This is a genomic window from Streptomyces sp. BA2 (assembly GCF_009769735.1).
In the GTDB taxonomy this organism is placed as follows: domain Bacteria; phylum Actinomycetota; class Actinomycetes; order Streptomycetales; family Streptomycetaceae; genus Streptomyces.
The window spans coordinates 1-15,477 of the sequence record NZ_WSRO01000001.1 but is presented as its reverse complement, the minus strand read 5'-3'; the positions used below and the strand labels follow the sequence as shown (position 1 = coordinate 15,477).

Genomic DNA, 15,477 nt, shown 5'->3' with positions numbered 1-15,477 from the left:
ACTGCTGGGACTTGCCACTACGGCGGGAACCACGCTGACCACCTGGACCGCACTGATCGCGATCGGGGACCCACTGGCCATGTTCACCATCGCGCTGACACTCGGCCTGATCTCCGGTACCACCACCGCACTGGGCGCCGCCTCGGCCCTCTGCGGCCCAATCGCCTCCGCCCAGCCCGACGACCCCCATCCCGGGACCCCGCCGTGACCAACCACAGCGACGAACATCCCGCCGACAAGCACGCAGGCGCTGGGGCTCGAAGTACCGGCTTCGGTGAGGGTCGTGCCTCGTTTGGCGACCCTCGCTGATGGGCTTGAGACCTTCGCTGTCGTGGGTGTTGCCAGCTGAGATGCCGACGACCAGGGGCAGTCCGCTCGCGTCCAGCTGTGCATCTTGGAACCCGGCTTGCCCCGGTTGCACGGGGGGGCTCGGACCCGCGTGTTCGCCCCCTGTTTGGCCCTGACATGCGCGGTGTCGAGGACAACGCGGGTGGCATCGATGAGCCTGGCATTGTCGAGCCGGTGCAACACGCCTTCATGAAGGCGGCACCCCAGACGCCGGCTCTCGACCAGACCAGGAGCCTGCGGTGAGCGGTCGACTCCGATATGCCGAAGCAGGGTGGCAGTTGGCGCCAGGCGCAACCGCAGCCTAGAACGTAGATGACGACAGCGAACAGTGTCTCATCAGGGGTGTCCTGCGTTCCGCCGCCCTGCGGTCGCACCCTCGACGGCGGGATCCGCGGCTTCGCGATCTCCCACAGCCCGTCCGGAACAATCCAACTCCACGTCCCCCGCCCCATGACCGGGACCAACGAGCGGTCACCACGTAGGACACGGTCTAAGGCGCTGGTCGTTCCGAGGTTCCTTGGGGTTGGGCTGGCAGAGGCGGGGGTGTCCGCCGTGCCGTCGCTGTCGAGGTTGGAGCGCAGCAACCGGGCGTGTGCGTGGGGGCGAGCGAACCGGTGCCGCGCGGGGGCGGGCGGGGGGAGGGGTCAGCGGCTGATGGGAAAGGGGAGTGGCGTCAGCGGCTGCGATGGAAGAGCCGCGATAGGACCAGCGGGAGGCTTGCTTCTGCCACCAGGCCGGTGGGCTGGCCGGTCGCCCGGTGGTCGGGCGGGACGCGGCGGCGGGCTGAGGCGCCGGGGGTGTGGTGACCGGGCGGGCGGCGAGCGGACTGGGCAGGCTGGTCTCGGTGTAGGCGATGCGCCTGCGCAGGCTGATGCCGAGGTCGTCGATGCTTAGGTAGATGGAGTTGTCCCTGATCTCGGTGATGCGCCCCTTGACCATGACGTTGATTCCGTCGACGAGCGACTCGGTGGCGTTGCTGGCCAGGTCCCGCCAGGCGGTGCAGATGTAGGGAATGGGGACCCCGTCGTGCCACTTCTGGGTGGCGGTGTCCCACTGGGAGGGGGTCTCGGTGAGGCGGAACCGGCAGACGGCGATGCCGTTTTGGGTGAAGCGGACTTCGACGTCACCGGTGATGGTGCCGGTCACGTGCGTGACGGACGGAGCCATGCGAACACTTCCCAATCAAAATAACAGTGTGTCTTGGAGGGGGTGGTCAACCCCCTGTTGCTGTTTCCGCTGCCGGTGCGGTATGGCGGGTGAGGCGCCGGATGAGGGTCCTCTAGCCGGTCGGTTCCGGCAGGGCCGTCGGCGGGGCGAGGCTGTCGAACACCGTGGCGTCCTCGATCTCCACCTGGATTGGAACCGTGCCGTCGGCGCGCACGAACTGCTCGTGGGTGGTGTCCAGATGAACGGATACCCGTGCCTTCCGGAGGTCGGCGTCCAGGTAGGCGAACACGAGGATGCCCGCGATCTCGATGCACGGGAGGCCTTCGTCGTCGGGGCTCTCCTGCGGGTGGAAGACCGCCGAACTGTTCGCCTCCGCGCAGGACTCGGCGTCCGTGAGGCTGGGGCAGAGGCTGAGGGGGGCGCGCACGTGACGGGAGATGCCGGCGGGGTACAGAGTGTAGCCTGCGTCGCCGCGGATTTTCTCCGGGCCGTAGTAGAGGCCCACAACTGCCTGGTCGTCGGCCGGAGGCCGGTACGGGACACCATCCGTGCCCCCCACATCGTCCCAGGAACTGCGTACTTCCTGTGCGAGCGAGGCCAGGGCGGAGGCCTCGTCGGACCAGAGAGTCACGTCATCGGTGTGTCGGTCCCACTGGCGCAGCACCCAGGCCCGGCCGGCTGTCTGCGCGGTGAGGCCCTCGGGGGCGGCGAAGGTGAAGCGGTTCAGCCACCCTGCGACGATGTCGACGGTGTCTGAATCCGGCCATTCACCGGAACACTCATGGAGTCTGTCCATCAGGTCGGCCAGGTCGAGGATGGCCCTGCCTGCGGCCGTGGAGGGGTCCGGTTTGATCAGCATGGCATTTCCTTCCGTTCGGCACGGGGCGGTCAGGTCCCGTCCATCAGGGCGTTCAAGAGGTCCATCAGGTGTTGCTGGTCGGGAGTGAGGGTCGCGGTGCGCAGCACGCGTTTGCGCAGGACGGGCGCGTCGAGGGTGATGCCGGAGGGCACATCGGGCCGGCCGGGCGGCCAGACCAGCTGGTAGTTCCGGGTGTGGATCATCCAGGCCTCGTACCGGTCGGCGGGGCTGCCGCTGCGGGCGGTGTGACCCTCGTCCGGGGTGTGGGGCGGGCATCGGCAGGCGGGATCGGTGCAGGGCCGTGCGGCTGGGTGGTTGGCCAGGATGGGGCTGCGGCGGTAGTGCGTGGCGGTTCCGTTCAGCATCGGGCAGTGGTCCGCGGTATAGGGCAGGCATTCGGGGTGCAGCGCCGGTTCCGGGGAGCAGCCCTTGAGAACGTCGGCCGGGCGGACGAGCAGGAAGCACCGTTCGTCCAGCGGGTGTTCGCAGATCTGGCACAGGCGGCGGAGGAAGGCGGCGCTGGCTTCGTCGGCGTCGAGGACACCGAAGGCCGCGCGGCCGTCGTGGATCAGCGTCACGTACGGCACCACCAGTCCGCCCGCCAGAGGCCGGTGGGCACAGCGTTGGGGTATTGCGTGCATGGGGCAGTTCCTTCGGATCGCGGACCTCCGGCCAAGAGCGCTTCCCAGCGGGCGGAGCGGCAGTCGGCGGCCTCGTGCAGGCGCCGGTGCGACCTCGTCCATGGTGAGGCTCATGCTGGGTCGCCTCTCTGTGACGCCAGGGGGAACCGGCTGGGCACGGGCGTGCCCAGCCAGGGCTTGCGGGGAGGGTTCGGTCAGGTGGCGGTGCGGGGCCGGTGACGGGCGACCGCCTGGTTCTCCACCTCAGACAGCCGGTAGCTGCCGTTGTCGTCCTGGCCGAGCGCTTCGAGGAGCAGCAGGTAGCGGGCCTGCCGCACGGTGAGGCTCGACCACGTCTTGGGCTCGCGGATGTCGTACTCGCAGGCAGCGGCGACGTGCGCGAATAGCGCGCCGACGACGCGCGCCCTGGGCAGCTGCATCGCTGTTGCCGTCAGATCCGCGTGCTCGGGCTCCTTGATACCCAGGAAGCGGGCGACGGTCTCGGATTCGTGCTTGTCGGTCCAGGAGCTGTAGAAGTACGGCAGGGTGAGCACGATCTCCAGCGCGAAGACGCGGGCCGCATCCGGCAGGGCCTTCTGGCGCACGAGTCGGGTGACGAAGTCCTGACGGGGGCCAGCGGCGGCCTTCCAGGCCCGGTTGCAGGCGATGACCTTGCCGCGCTCCTCCGCCCGGCGCTCGTCTTCCTGCGTCCTGGGCTTCTTCGGCTGTGGGCGGACCTTGTGCCCGTGCGCGGCCGGGTCGGAGCAGTGCCACACGGGCTGGTGCTCGTCGTCGAGCCGGGCACTGTGACCGGGGCAGTTCTTGTGGTTGTCCTCTGCGAGCGGATTGCCCAGCCCGGTGGTCAGCTCGGCCAGCGGCTTGGACGTGTCCTTGTGCCCGTACCCCGGCTGCCCCAGCAGCGGGATGTCCGCCGTCTTGAGGTCGTCCTCGGCCTTGGTCCGCGCGTCGTTGTCGGCCTGCTCGGCCTTGAGCAGTGCCATCTCCTGGTCCCAGTGGCCGCGCCCGCCGGTGCCCTCCTCGTGGTCGCGCTCCAGCGCTCGCAGCAGACGGCGCTCTGCGCCCAGCACGTGCTCGACCTCGGCGAGTTGGGCGGTCTGCTCCAGGTCCATGCCTCCGGCCGTTGCCCGGCGAAGGGTGGCATCGTCGAGCTTCTGCGCTGCCTTGGCCTGCTTGGCTGCGTTGCGGCCGACACCGAGAGCCCTGGTGGCCTGGAGTCGTTCGATGTCGCTCATGTCGATCAGGGACAGCTCCTGCGACTTCAGGATGTCGCGCTCGCTCATCCCTCGCGGTGCTTGTTCTCGACCAGGGACAAGAACCGGGTCCAGCCGTCCTTGCCAACCAGGTCTTCCCGCACGTGTGCCTTGATTCTGCGTACAGGGCGGCCATCCAGTACGGCGGTGTCGTTGGCGATCTTCAGTGCTTGTGCGCGCCGCCAGCCCTTGAAAGCGCCGTAGGTGCCGTCGTGCCGGGGCCGGACACTGATGGTCTCCTCGACGCCGATCTCCTTGACGGAGGCGATCAGCTCCTCGTCCGGTTCTGTGTCGGTTTCGCGGGCGTTCTGCTCGTCACGCACCACCTGCGCCGGTTCGAGCAGGACGATCTGCGGCGCGTCTTCGTCCTCGTGCGTGGCGGATTCGATGGGCTGGGTCGAGACGGCTGGGGCCATGGGGCTCTCCTTCTCCTTGTCTGTTCGGCGAATTGGGGCGGTTGGGGCGTCGACCCCTCGCTTCAAAAGTAATAATAGTGTGTTTATGGGTGAGGGCTAGATGCCCTCTGACCTGCGCAAGCGTGGCTTCTTGGGGTGTGGCTGGGGTGCTCCGTACGGCGGTCTCAGCTGACGAGTACCGGCCTCAGCTCAGTTCGTACACGATGCGCCAGCACGGACCCGACCAGATCGTGAGCCTCAGGTTCCTCACCTGCTCAAGCAAGGCGTTGTCCCACCCGGCGCTGACTTGGAGACAGGGCACCGCCCGGTACGTGTTGGGTCCCGAGCTGCTCGTAGCCCGCTCCGAGAACGATGTGCTCGTGGTCGCCAACCGTGAACAACTGCACCCGCACGTCGGCAGAGTTGCTTTACGGCCAGGTGTGCTCTCGGCGGGGCGGTAGCGGGAAGGCGCGCCCGGGGGCCGTCCGCACACAGTGTTCGCAGTGCCGTGACGCGGTTGGCGGTGCACTCGCCCCACTGGCACCCGAAGCGCTCGCGTGGCCCGCAGATCGGGCATCGCAACAGCGAGATCCCGTGCAGCCCGCACGGCTCAAAGCGCTTGCGGGCGGGTAGCAACTCCAGGGCGGGGCGGGGGCGTTCGATGCGGGCGACGTCGGCAGTCGGGAACGGCCCATCGCCATCGCGTATCCAGCGGGGCGCCAGCTGGGCGTACCGTTCCGGCGTGGAGTAGTACGGCTGACCGGCCGGGCTGAACACCACTATCCGTACCAGCGCAGGATGCGGCGCTCGGTGGCGGCCGGCCCCCTCTGGGCGGCGTCGAGCTCCTCGACGGCTTCGATCGCGGCCCTCGGGTTGGCGGTCAGCTCGCGTACCGCGCCCTCGGCGGCCGTGGTGGTGGCGTGGCTGCTGAGCGCGTACCCGTGGAGCTGGTCCACGACTTGGTGGCGTCCGTCGAGCTCGGTAGCGGCGGACCGGGCGGACGGCTGCGACTGGCTGCGGCGTCGGGGCATGGCGGAACTCCACCTGTGCAAGGGGCGGGAGGCGGCGGCACAGGCCGGCCGGGTGGCGGTCAGCTCCTGGGCAGCGGCCTGTAGGCGGAGAAGACGTAGTGGCCCAGCTCGCGCAGCTTGTCGGCGGTGTCGTCCACGGCCGCGGGGTCGTGGTCGGCCTGGCGGGTGTACGCCTCGATCTCGCTGTTCCAGGCGAATCCCTGGGCGGCAAGGGATTGTTCGGTGACGGGCGTGAGGTCATCAGAGGACTGCGGAGCGGCAACGAGTCCGTGAGCAGGGTCGGGCACGACGAGGAACACCGGGCTCCTTCCGCGCGAGCCGCCCTGGTCGAGGGCGGCCCCACAATCAGGGCGGATGGGGGTCAGCGGGTGACGGTGATGGTGCAGTCGGCGTCCAGGACGGAGAGCGCGGCACGGATGGACGCGCGGGTCTCCGCGCTTGGGACCGAGTAGGGGAAGTCCAGGGCGAGCACCGCGTCGTCCAGGTCGCAGTCGGTCATCGGCAGCGCGTATCCGCTGCGGTAGAGGGCGACGGCGGTCGCGGTGGCGACACGGACGCGGTTATAGGCGATGGCCTCCCCAGTCGTGACGTCGGTGCCGAGCGCTTCGCGCGCGGTGGGCGGCAGTTCCGCGATCCTGGCGGCGAACCGGCGGGCGGGAATGCGGAGACGTGCCGGTCGCAGAGCACGGCGCAGCATTCGCAGCATGGCAACTCCTGGGGCTGGAGGGGAAAGGGGCCGTCACCTGGTGAAGGAAGGGGGGAGGTGAGGGTGCCTCCCGGCTCACCACCTATAATAGTGTGAGCCGGGTTTGTGTGAACCCTCGTCTGACCAGCCGGTCGGCGTTGTTGCCGAGGTCTTTCAGTGTCGGTGGGCCGACGGCGTGGCGCCCGGTCCGAGGTCCGGCGGAACGCAGTAGTCGACATCCCGTTCCGGGGAGACAGGGCCGCCGGTGTCGGCGTCGGTGCAGTAGGCGTCGAAGATCTCACCTGAGGTGAGGGGGTCGAGCTCACCCGTGCGCAACCGCCATCCGTACACCCGGTCCGGGGAGCCCGGGGCGGAGCACCGCATGACCAGCCCGCCGGGACTCCGGGTCGCCAGACCGAGGGCCAGAACGGTGGTGAACTCGAGGGCCTCAGCCTCGTTGGGCTGGCACGTGCCGTCCGGGCCCGTGTCCGCGTGGAGGACGGCGACCAGGGTTTCCGGTGCCGCCGAGACGCTGCAGACGAGGTGCCGCTTGCCCGGCAGGGCGGTCTCGAGGGTGCGGGCCAGCAGGCCGGATGCCCGGGCGAAGGCCGTTCGGCCGATGTCCTCGCCGCAGGAGGCGCAGGATCCGAGCCGGGCCAGGAGTGTGGTCGCGCATTCCCAGGTGGCCTGACGGACGGCTTCGTCGATCAGGGTCGGGATCAGGTCGGCCAGGGGCTGGCCGTCGTACTGGATGGCCGGGCCCTTGGTGGCGAGTTGCATGGTGAAGCGGGCGCGACTGGACGGGCTGTCGGGGTCGAGACCGGTGTCGGTGCAGAAGTCGACGTAGTCCTGCGGGTCGAAGAGGACAACTGCGGTGGGGGTGCCCTGGGTGCCGCGGCTGCTGAGTAGGTCGTCGAATGCTTTCAGATAGGTCTCGAAGTCAGTGAAGGTGAAGGTGCGATAGTCCCGCATGACCAGGAAGTCGTGCTCGTCGGCGAGCAGGCCGATGGTGCCGACGACTTCGCGGCACAGCACGCGCCGGATGGTGTCGCGGTCGGTGTGCGCAGTGTTGCCCGCAGCGCGCGATAGACGCTGGGGTGACTGGGGTGCGTGGGTCACGGTGCGCGCCTTTCTCGTGGGTGAGTGGAACGGCGTTGGAGTAGTGCTGGTGGGACTCGAACCCACGACCTCAGGACTTATAAGATCCGCGCTCTACCAACTGAGCTACAGCACCTCGGTGTGCGGTTGTGAGGGCCGCGTCCCTCGGCCTGGTCGGGCAGGGCGTGGCCTCGCTCCGGGGGCCGGGCTGAGAGGGCCGTCTCGGCCGCCAGGTCTGTCGGGGGAGTGTCTGCGGAGGCGGGGCAGGAACCAGGGGGAACCCACCCCTAACCTGCGCTTCTCACTCCCGTGATGCCTGGACCGCACGCGGTCAGCATGGAATTCACAGAGCCGGGTCGCCCGGACGCTTCGGCCTGCACCCCCTCACCGGAGGAGCCGACGAGCACGGTGACACTGTCGACCTGGAGGGGGCGTGCTCGTCGGGAGGCCTCGTGTCGTGCTGCTAGAGGATCCGGTTGCGCCGGTACTGCTCCTCGATCCGGGCACCGGGGAGTGTGCTGGCCAGGGTTTTGGTGACGGCGCGGCGGTTGCCCTCCTATGCCTTCTGCTGGGCGGCGAGTTCGGCGGCCTGCTGCGCGGCCTCAGTGTGCAGCGGAAGCAGCCGCCGAGTGATCTCGCGTGCCACGTGGTACGTGGTGCTGGCCGTGTCTTCGATCACGGCGCGGTCATCTTGGTCTCGTATGGCAGCGCGGCGTAGATCTTCAGACGTTCGGGTGGCGGTCGTCGGGCTGGTAGAGGCGCAGGGCGCGGCCGTCGCCGTCGATGATGAGCCGTCGCAAGCCGCGCTCGTAGTCGGTGAGTTCGACCGCCCGGCAGCGCCTACCTAACTCCCGCACCACTGCGTGGGTGAACGCGTCGAACTGCATCTGGGTGGTCAACTCGCGTGTCATGCAATCCTGTTCGCTACTTCGGAGGGCGGGCTGGCGTGCTCGGCGCGGGGGTTCCCCGCGCCTGGTCGCAGAATTTCGCGTCACGGCGGGCGTCCTCGGCGGTGTAGCCGGTGTCGCACGACGGACGGCACGGCTGGCCTGCGGGCGCGCCGCACGTCTCGCATTGGTCGTCGAAGTCCTTGGGGTGCCACGGCCGCAGCGGGCCGGTCATGCGGGGAAGTCCCGGATGTGGGCGACGATTGCCCGTGCGGACATGACCGGAGTCCGGTGCATCGGCTCGGCACACTGGGCCTGCCAGATGCTCGCGGGCCGGGCTGGGGTGATCTGGTTGCTGGTGGCCGGGCTGATGCTCCATTTGCGGCCGTGGGCCTCGGTGGCGGTGTAGGTCAAGAACTCGGGTTTGTCTTGAGGCCGTTGTCTGTCCAGGAGAGGCCGGTAGTCGTCAGGGTGCGGCCCAACTGGTCGCAGCGCTCGCGGGTGATGTGACCGAAGGTGGCCAATGCGCGGTCCCTTCTGCGGGAAGGTGGCGACCGTGAGGCGGTCAGGTGCGGCCGGAGGGCTGGGGCTGGCGGTAGCAGTACAGGAGAACTCCTCGGGCATCGCGGCCCCTTCCGTCGGTCCTGGACGCGGGAGGGGGCGGTCAGTACAGGCCGCCGACGACTTCGGCGATGGCCTGGCCGATCGCGGGGAGGTCGGCGGTGGAGGTGAAGGGCAGGTGGGCGCTGTCGCCCTGGGCGTCGTTACGGATGTAGAGGTGCCCGGCCTCGCAGACACCGATCGTGAACGGGACGCGGTCGCCGCTGCACAGGTGACCGGTCGTCCCCAGGGGCCGGACACGGCTCCCCACTGATCCCCCAGGAACTCAAGGGAGGCGCGTGCGACGTCGAAGGGTGTGTGGGGGTGCTGCTCGGGTTGCTGGTAGAAGCTCGTTTCCATGGGGCGGTGCGTTCCTCTCTGGCTGCTGCGCGGTCTGTGGGTACGCGTAGCCGGATGTCTTTCGGCGTGCTGTCTGCTCGGGAGACGCGATGCGCGAGACGGGTTGGTGGCTTGTCAGGTTCGGCTGGATGGCTGGGGCTTGTGGTAGCGATACAGGAAACGCGCGGCCCACTCGCGGCTGGCGAATCCGGGGATGCCGCCATCGCTGCCCGGGTGGTTGCCCGGGTACTCGACAACTCATTTGCAGCACTCCGCCACTGCAAATACTAGTGTCGTTTGATCGTTTGTGAACCTACTCCTGACCTGCGGCTTCCTCGGCCTCGGTGCGGCGGTTCGGTGCCAGTTGGCGCTGACCAGGGCCCGGGAGGCGGTCCCGCGTGCAGATACGCTGCTGGGCGCGCAGTGAGGCAATCTCCTCCTGGCCGCGGCGGGAGTGCTCATACCCCACGGGCGGCTGGGCGGGTATGTCGCCGTGGTTCCTTGGGCCGGAGTGTTGGCGGGCGGGTCAGGCACGGGAGTCCTCCTCACCGGTGTCGGAGCGGCAGGACTGGGGCGTCGTAGACCTCGCGCTCTACGGCGGGGACGTCGGGGCACGGAATGACGGCAAGCTGGAGGTCGGCCGTGTCCATGGGGCGCAGCCAACCGTCGTGTACGGTCCAGCCGCAGGCGCGGGGATTGGGTTCGGCGGCCGTGGTGGCGACCAGGACCGCGCTGCGCACGGTGCTGCCCTCCAGGGCGAACACCAGCAGCATGCGTAGGGCGCAGAACTCCTCTTCATCCAGCACGGCCATGCGGAGAGGGCCGGTGTTGACAGAAAGGTCGGCCAGAGCCCGGGCATGGGTGTCGTCGGCCCGCTGGGCCAAGAGGTTGATCGTGTGCTCACCGTCGCCGAGCTCCAGGACTAGGGCGGCAAGCGCGTCCAGGGTGCGGTTCATGGCGGCAGCTATGGAGGCATCCTCGGGGCGAGTGAGGTCCGGGCGTGCGGGCATAGGGGGGATCCTTCCGGGACGGCGCGGTGAGCACTGGATGTCGGGTGGGATGGGGGCGGTGAGCACCGAAGGCCGGCCGCACTGCCCGCATGGGACAGCAGGCGTCTTCCGCGCGACGCGGGCTGCTCCACAGCCGCGTCGCGCAGCCACTGCGCGGCAGGATCGGGGCGGGCCTGTTCCGTGCTCCCTGAGCGGGTGGCAACGCGCGCTCCGCGCTCTGGAGGAGTTGGCCCGTGCGGGCCGGGCTCGGGGAAGTTCCCGGCCCGCACGGGGGTCTGTCAGCTGAGGCTGCCGGTCTCGGGGCTCAGCGGGTGCGGAGCTGGAGCAGGCGCCGGTGGGCCTTGCTCTTGACCTCGTCGTCGGCGCCTTCGAGTACGGCCGTGGCGCGTGCGATTTCCTCGGTCATGGACTTCGGCGGGCGCCTGGGGGTGAGGTGGTCGAGGTAGCCGGTGATGGCACGCTCGGCCGCGTAGGCGGTCCGTCCGACGCGTTCGCTCTCGGTGCGGAACACGTCGTTGAGGGCGTCCAACCGGGCGGCGTGGTTGGTCTGCTTCCTCTTGGACGCGTCGTCGTCGAGGGGCCACAGGTCTGCGATCACCTGGTGGAAGTCGGCGACTGCGATGTCTGTGCGGGCCAGTGCAGTCTCTTCGTCGGCGAACTGCTCGAAGTACTGGGAGGAGAGACCCAGGGTGCGGCGGGCTTCCTTGATCTGGCTGGTGGCTCCTGCGGTGTGCCGGACGGCCCAGCGGGTGACGGCATCGCGGACGGCGAACCGCTCGGTGTTGGCGCAGACAGGACGCCACGGGGTGACGACGCACTGGAACTGGCCGTTGCCAGAGTGGTCGTTCATGACGGCGATGTACGGGACCACGATGTCGTTGATGCCGTCGGCGTCCACGGTGACCGACTCCGGGAGGCGGATGGAGACGAACACGCGCTTCCCGCCGCGCAGGAGTCCGGCGGACTCCCACACCACGTCATAGCGGCTCACCAGTTCCTGAAGGAACACGAACCCCGCCCGGTTCTGAATCGGCGTGTACCGGGAGCCGACTGCGCCGAGGGCGGCGCCGGTGTCCGTGCGAACGGTGTGCTGCTGGTCAGCGTGCTCGCGCGTCTCGCCCTGCCACTCGTACAGAGCGGGCACCGTGGTGACCTCGAAGTCGAGTCCGGACAGGCGAAGGACCTCGTCGATGTCCGTGGTGCCGCCGGGGATGATCCGGCCGAGGCCGTGCCAGGCAGGAGACGACGCGTACAGGGAGATGGTGCCGTCCGACTGCTCGTCGAGTCCGTGATTGGCGATGATCTGCTCGATCTGCCCATCGGCGTTGCGGGAGACGGTGAACGTCTCGCCCCGGTCCCAGCCGGTAAGCACCTCGTAGCGGTCGGTGCCAATCATTCGGATCTCGCCCCGGTTCACACGGGCCTGGAAGGCGCGCTCTCGTTCACGGACGGCTTCGACCTGTGCGGTCTTCTCGGCAGCGAACGCGGTGTTCACGTCGGTGATAGTCACGATTCCCCTTCGGTGTTGGCTTCTGCGGTGTCGGGGGTAGCGCCACCACCCCCGAACAACTTCAATAATAGTGTGGTTTGGGAATGGGTGAACCCACCCCTGAGCTGGCGGTTTTCGTACGTCGGCACTGCTGCCCTCCCGGATGGGGGGCGGTGGGCTTGACTGCCGGCTCAGGCTGGGCAGGGGCGGTGAGCGTCGCTTCCCCCTGGACGCCGGGGCGCTCGTGCCGCTGCGCTCTCGGTCACGATCACTGGCGCCGCGGCTCGGCTGAATGACCTGCGGCTCGCCGCCCCGCACCGTCGACAGAGAGCGCGGACGCCGGGACGGCGAGCTGTCGGAAAGCGAGTCTGGCCGGAGTGGCCGCGCCCCGTCGTAGAGAGGAAACAGGGCACGGCGGCTCGGTGTTGCTCGTGCTAGGGCTTCGGCGGGTTGTGGCTCACCTCGGTCATGCCCGGACCGCCCCGCCCTTCGCTTCCGTGGCGCTGCCCGAGCCCGTCAGGACTTCATGGACCAGGGCGTCAAGGGCCTTGTCGATGCGCCGCATGACCCTCCTATCCATGCGGCAGCAGCTTTCCTCGTTGATCCGCTCGAAGACCGCTTTCCTGGCCGGGCTCGGGGGAGTGACGCCCGGCATGACTCCGGCATCGATCGCCTCCCGCCTGAAGGCGTCCCAGACGGGGCACCACTCGTTCGTGTCCGCCAGATCGTCAAGTTCCTCGACCGTGGCAGGCAGGACGGCGAGGATGCACTGAGCCTGTTCACGGTATTCGGCGCAGTTCTCGGCGATCCACTTCACCAGCGGATCCCCGGAGGTCTTGAGAGCGTCCCAGGCGTCCGCCTGGACATCTGCGCGCGTGTTGTAGGCCTTCTGAACCTCCTCGCTGTAGGCGCTGGCCTGGCGCCGCCCGTCCTCGCCGAAGCTGTACCGCTCCGGGTATTCTTGTCAGCCGCAGCCACGGCAGCTTCCTGAGTCGACCTGGCCGCTTCAAAGCTCTCGATGTACTTCTGTACCTCCGGCAGCATCTGCCGGGCTCCCTGCTTTGCCATTGGTCGCTTCCCCTTCGACGTTGGTTTCTGCGGGGTCCGGGGCGGGGCCACCACCCCGAACAACGTAAATAATAGTGTGTTTCAGGGGTGGGTAAACCCACCCTGACCTGCGCACTTACGCCGACGGCGCGCGGAACTCGGGAAGCGGCGTCAGGCTCTGCCGCCGTAGTCCCTGACAGCGGGCACCGGTATGCCATCGATCACCTCGCACAGGTCGTAGCGAACGGCGTGAGCCGCTCCCACCAGTCCGGCCTGCGCCTTGATCGCCTGTACCCAGTAGACGCCGTGACGCCGTGTCAGGCTCCCGTGATACCTGACCCTCTGCCACAGGACCGGTCCGGCGTCCTGCGGGTCAAGGATCCGAGCTACTGAGAGCGCAAGCTGATTCGCCACCCGCTCAGACAGCGCAGTTCCACGAACGCGCGGTCAACGGTCGCCCGGTCGATCGAACATCGGCCATGGCAGGGCCGGTGTGGCCGGTGCGCACACCCATGGCCCAACCCAACTCGAAGAACGACCGGACCACGTCCAGCTGTTCGGGAGACACCCTCAGAGCGTCCGGGTCCCTCTCGCTGCGAGCCATTTCCCGCAGTGCGTAACAGGCTTGCTCCTTCTCGGCGTCCGTGAGCGGGGCTCCGAATTCCTGGGCCTGCTCTGCAATCCGCGTGCTCTCCATAGCGTCCCTTCTCCTTCCAGCGATGGCGGGTGGAAGGGGCGGCCTAATCGGGGCGCCCCCGCACGGATTACTTCAGGAAGCCGTTCGACCGGAGGAATTCGGCCGTGACCAGTGCGATTCCGTGGGGCTTGTAGATCTGCGGGAATCGCCGCAACTCAACCTCCATGCGCCCCGACTTGTCAGGCTCGATGAATTCCTGAACCAGACGGTAAGGCTCCTCACCCGTCGGCATTTCCAGCACGACCGGACCGGCGGCCTTGGTCTCGAACCGAATTCCCGTGTAGTTCCGGTCGGAGTTGTGAACAATCTTCACCCCTGCTCGCGCGCACAGCAGGGGCAGGAAGTTCGCGATCGTGCGGGCCTGAACTGCAAGCCCGGTCATGGGAGCCTCCGCGCCGCGCACCCCGCGCACGATTCCGTCAGTGATCGTAAGTTCCACGTCTTTCCCCTTCGTTGGTCCCTTGCGGTTTCGTGGAGTCGCCTCCCAGGACTTCAAATAATAGTGTGTATCTCGCTCGGTTAGAACCCCCGTTGCGCTACGGATTGCGCTGCGTGTTGCGTCAAAATGTTGCGGTAGAGGTTGCGTTGCATGTTGCGCGACCCAAGTCCGGGGCCCTGCGTCACTCCAGGTCACCCCAACAACCAGGCCTGGTACGCCTGCTGACAACCCCTCTGCTGCCCCTGCTCCCGCGCCCGTTGGATGATGAAGGGTGGGCGGGTGCGGTCGGCGTGGCGGCTTCGGGGATTGGGAGTGGGGTTTGTTGAGTGTTGCGCGTCGATGGGGTCTCCGCGCTTGGGCCGCTGGGCTCTTCGGGGTTGTGGCGGGGCTGTGTTGGGGCGTGGGCCGCACGGGAGCGTATGGCCGCCTTCCGCCCGCTGTTGAAGGGAGCGGCGTTCAGCGGTGGGTGCGGCACCGCGTGTGGGTGTCACCTGGGTGCTGCAGTTGTTGGCGGGAGTGTTGGCTGTGTTATTGCTGGTGAGGTGGTTCCTGCTCGCTGGTGGTGACATTTTGATGCGGCCTGTGCGGTGTCATTGACGTGCATTGTCGCTGGACAGTGACGTGCGATGCCTGTGGCCTCGTGGGGGAGTTAGGCGATGTAGCCGGCGATGAGAACGAGGGTCCCGCCGAGGCCGGCGAGGATGAAGGAGAGCTGGACGTGGCGGTGCTTCTTCCAGGCGATCTTGCTCATGTTGATGAGCTGGTTGCTGAGGATTGGCAGCATGTCCTGTTGTTCGAGCTTCTGGGTGAGGGCTGTCGGTTCCCAGAACTGCAGGTGCCGAAGTAGATGAAGTTGTTGGGTGCTTCGGCTTGTAGCTGCTTTCGGCTGCGTAGACGGGGGGCGACGACGGTGATTGCGCACAGGGCGCCGGCCATGATGAGGAAGATGCCCGCCCACAGCGGTGCGCGTACGCGGAGGCCGGTGAGGTTGTCGAAAAGGTGGCCTTTGCTGGAGAGCGCAACGATGCCAGCGAGGGTGGCTGACTCCAGGGTGAGTGCGAAAGATGCTTTGGCGTCGACCCGTGCTGTCCATTCACCAAGTGCCTGGTGGATTCGCCATGCGGTGTCGCGCGGGTCTTGGGCAGTCACGGCTTCGACCACCAGGAGGACTTGTAGATGGTGATGGTTTCGCCGCCGACCTCGCGGGTGTAGGGGCCTTCCCACATGAGGCGCTTGTCGTCGCCGCTGCTGTACTTCGTGTGCTCGGCGATCTTTTTGAAGACAGCTTCTGTGACGTACGTACGGTAGTTGCCGTTTCTAATGTCGCTGAGCTTGGCGGGGCAACGTTGGGTGCTCGACCGATGGATCACGAAGGGTCGTTGCTGCCTCGCACCCGCCGCCGCGGACGACGAGGGCGGTACCTGTGTCGATCCGACGCAGTGCTTGATTTCGAAGCCCTTGCTCTTGATGGAGGACAGGTTCGCCTCCACTCTGG

Annotated in this window: 19 protein-coding genes, 1 tRNA gene and 3 pseudogenes; all 23 read right to left on the bottom strand. The window is 67.9% G+C overall.

The features are described 5' to 3' along the window. Positions 1 to 86: 86 nt before the first annotated feature. Positions 87 to 800 (bottom strand): annotated as a pseudogene (locus E5671_RS00100) (transposase); the annotation flags it as partial. Positions 801 to 819: 19 nt separating this feature from the next. Then, on the bottom strand, positions 820 to 1,515 hold the full coding sequence (locus tag E5671_RS00095) for a single-stranded DNA-binding protein (RefSeq protein WP_160501801.1): 696 nt from the start codon (positions 1,513 to 1,515) through the stop codon (positions 820 to 822). A 112-nt stretch (positions 1,516 to 1,627) separates the two neighbouring features. Further along, entirely contained in the window at positions 1,628 to 2,374 is a 747-nt protein-coding gene (locus E5671_RS00090; RefSeq protein ID WP_160501800.1) for a hypothetical protein, read from the bottom strand. Positions 2,375 to 2,403: 29 nt separating this feature from the next. Next, positions 2,404 to 3,015 carry a cell envelope biogenesis protein OmpA gene (locus tag E5671_RS00085; protein ID WP_202120906.1) on the bottom strand — a complete coding sequence of 204 codons (612 nt, stop codon included), beginning with the start codon at positions 3,013 to 3,015 and terminating at the stop codon, positions 2,404 to 2,406. 194 nt (positions 3,016 to 3,209) lie between these two features. Continuing rightward, the gene (locus E5671_RS00080; protein ID WP_237329961.1) at positions 3,210 to 4,295 is read right to left on the bottom strand and encodes a hypothetical protein; all 1,086 of its coding nucleotides are present in this window, start codon (positions 4,293 to 4,295) and stop codon (positions 3,210 to 3,212) included. Further along, positions 4,292 to 4,681, bottom strand: coding sequence for a ParB N-terminal domain-containing protein (locus tag E5671_RS45720; RefSeq protein ID WP_237329960.1), 390 nt, complete (start codon positions 4,679 to 4,681; stop codon positions 4,292 to 4,294). The genes E5671_RS00080 and E5671_RS45720 overlap by 4 nt, the downstream gene beginning before the upstream one ends. Before the next feature lie 758 nt (positions 4,682 to 5,439). Beyond that, positions 5,440 to 5,691, bottom strand: a complete 252-nt coding sequence (locus E5671_RS45715) for a hypothetical protein (protein ID WP_237329959.1) — start codon at positions 5,689 to 5,691, stop codon at positions 5,440 to 5,442. Positions 5,692 to 5,750: 59 nt separating this feature from the next. Then, complete coding sequence (locus tag E5671_RS00070) at positions 5,751 to 5,990, bottom strand: hypothetical protein (RefSeq protein ID WP_160501799.1); 240 nt, start codon at positions 5,988 to 5,990, stop codon at positions 5,751 to 5,753. Between the two features lie 62 nt (positions 5,991 to 6,052). Further along, a complete protein-coding gene (locus E5671_RS00065; protein WP_160501798.1) occupies positions 6,053 to 6,397 on the bottom strand; it encodes a hypothetical protein in 345 nt (114 codons plus the stop codon). Positions 6,398 to 6,550: 153 nt separating this feature from the next. Continuing rightward, positions 6,551 to 7,495 (bottom strand): hypothetical protein, encoded by a 945-nt coding sequence (locus tag E5671_RS00060; protein WP_160501797.1) that lies wholly within the window; start codon positions 7,493 to 7,495, stop codon positions 6,551 to 6,553. Between the two features lie 41 nt (positions 7,496 to 7,536). Continuing rightward, positions 7,537 to 7,610 (bottom strand) — tRNA-Ile (locus E5671_RS00055). A 420-nt stretch (positions 7,611 to 8,030) separates the two neighbouring features. Further along, positions 8,031 to 8,153 carry a hypothetical protein gene (locus E5671_RS46825; protein ID WP_272902793.1) on the bottom strand — a complete coding sequence of 41 codons (123 nt, stop codon included), beginning with the start codon at positions 8,151 to 8,153 and terminating at the stop codon, positions 8,031 to 8,033. Positions 8,154 to 8,196: 43 nt separating this feature from the next. Further along, a complete protein-coding gene (locus E5671_RS45710) occupies positions 8,197 to 8,385 on the bottom strand; it encodes a hypothetical protein (RefSeq protein WP_237329958.1) in 189 nt (62 codons plus the stop codon). Positions 8,386 to 8,592: 207 nt separating this feature from the next. Further along, complete coding sequence (locus E5671_RS45705; RefSeq protein WP_237329957.1) at positions 8,593 to 8,775, bottom strand: hypothetical protein; 183 nt, start codon at positions 8,773 to 8,775, stop codon at positions 8,593 to 8,595. A gap of 250 nt (positions 8,776 to 9,025) precedes the next feature. Beyond that, complete coding sequence (locus tag E5671_RS00040) at positions 9,026 to 9,232, bottom strand: hypothetical protein (protein ID WP_237329956.1); 207 nt, start codon at positions 9,230 to 9,232, stop codon at positions 9,026 to 9,028. Positions 9,233 to 9,845: 613 nt separating this feature from the next. Then, positions 9,846 to 10,310 carry a hypothetical protein gene (locus tag E5671_RS00035; protein WP_202120905.1) on the bottom strand — a complete coding sequence of 155 codons (465 nt, stop codon included), beginning with the start codon at positions 10,308 to 10,310 and terminating at the stop codon, positions 9,846 to 9,848. Between the two features lie 304 nt (positions 10,311 to 10,614). Next, positions 10,615 to 11,820 (bottom strand): DUF932 domain-containing protein, encoded by a 1,206-nt coding sequence (locus tag E5671_RS00030; RefSeq protein ID WP_160501796.1) that lies wholly within the window; start codon positions 11,818 to 11,820, stop codon positions 10,615 to 10,617. Positions 11,821 to 12,265: 445 nt separating this feature from the next. After that, positions 12,266 to 12,616: a hypothetical protein gene (locus tag E5671_RS00025; RefSeq protein ID WP_160501795.1), complete on the bottom strand. Its 351-nt coding sequence runs from the start codon at positions 12,614 to 12,616 to the stop codon at positions 12,266 to 12,268. Positions 12,617 to 13,293: 677 nt separating this feature from the next. After that, positions 13,294 to 13,383, bottom strand: a pseudogene (locus E5671_RS47600) (hypothetical protein); the annotation flags it as partial. A 227-nt stretch (positions 13,384 to 13,610) separates the two neighbouring features. Next, a complete protein-coding gene (locus tag E5671_RS00015; protein WP_160501794.1) occupies positions 13,611 to 13,982 on the bottom strand; it encodes a hypothetical protein in 372 nt (123 codons plus the stop codon). A 649-nt stretch (positions 13,983 to 14,631) separates the two neighbouring features. Further along, positions 14,632 to 14,904, bottom strand: coding sequence for a Pycsar system effector family protein (locus E5671_RS46820; protein WP_443032530.1), 273 nt, complete (start codon positions 14,902 to 14,904; stop codon positions 14,632 to 14,634). Then, positions 14,892 to 15,131: pseudogene (locus tag E5671_RS47595) on the bottom strand (hypothetical protein); the annotation flags it as partial. The pseudogene E5671_RS47595 and the gene E5671_RS46820, both read right to left, overlap by 13 nt. Further along, positions 15,128 to 15,477, bottom strand: a 350-nt coding sequence (locus tag E5671_RS45700) for a hypothetical protein (protein WP_237329954.1), incomplete at its 5' end; no start/stop codon positions are given. The pseudogene E5671_RS47595 and the gene E5671_RS45700, both read right to left, overlap by 4 nt.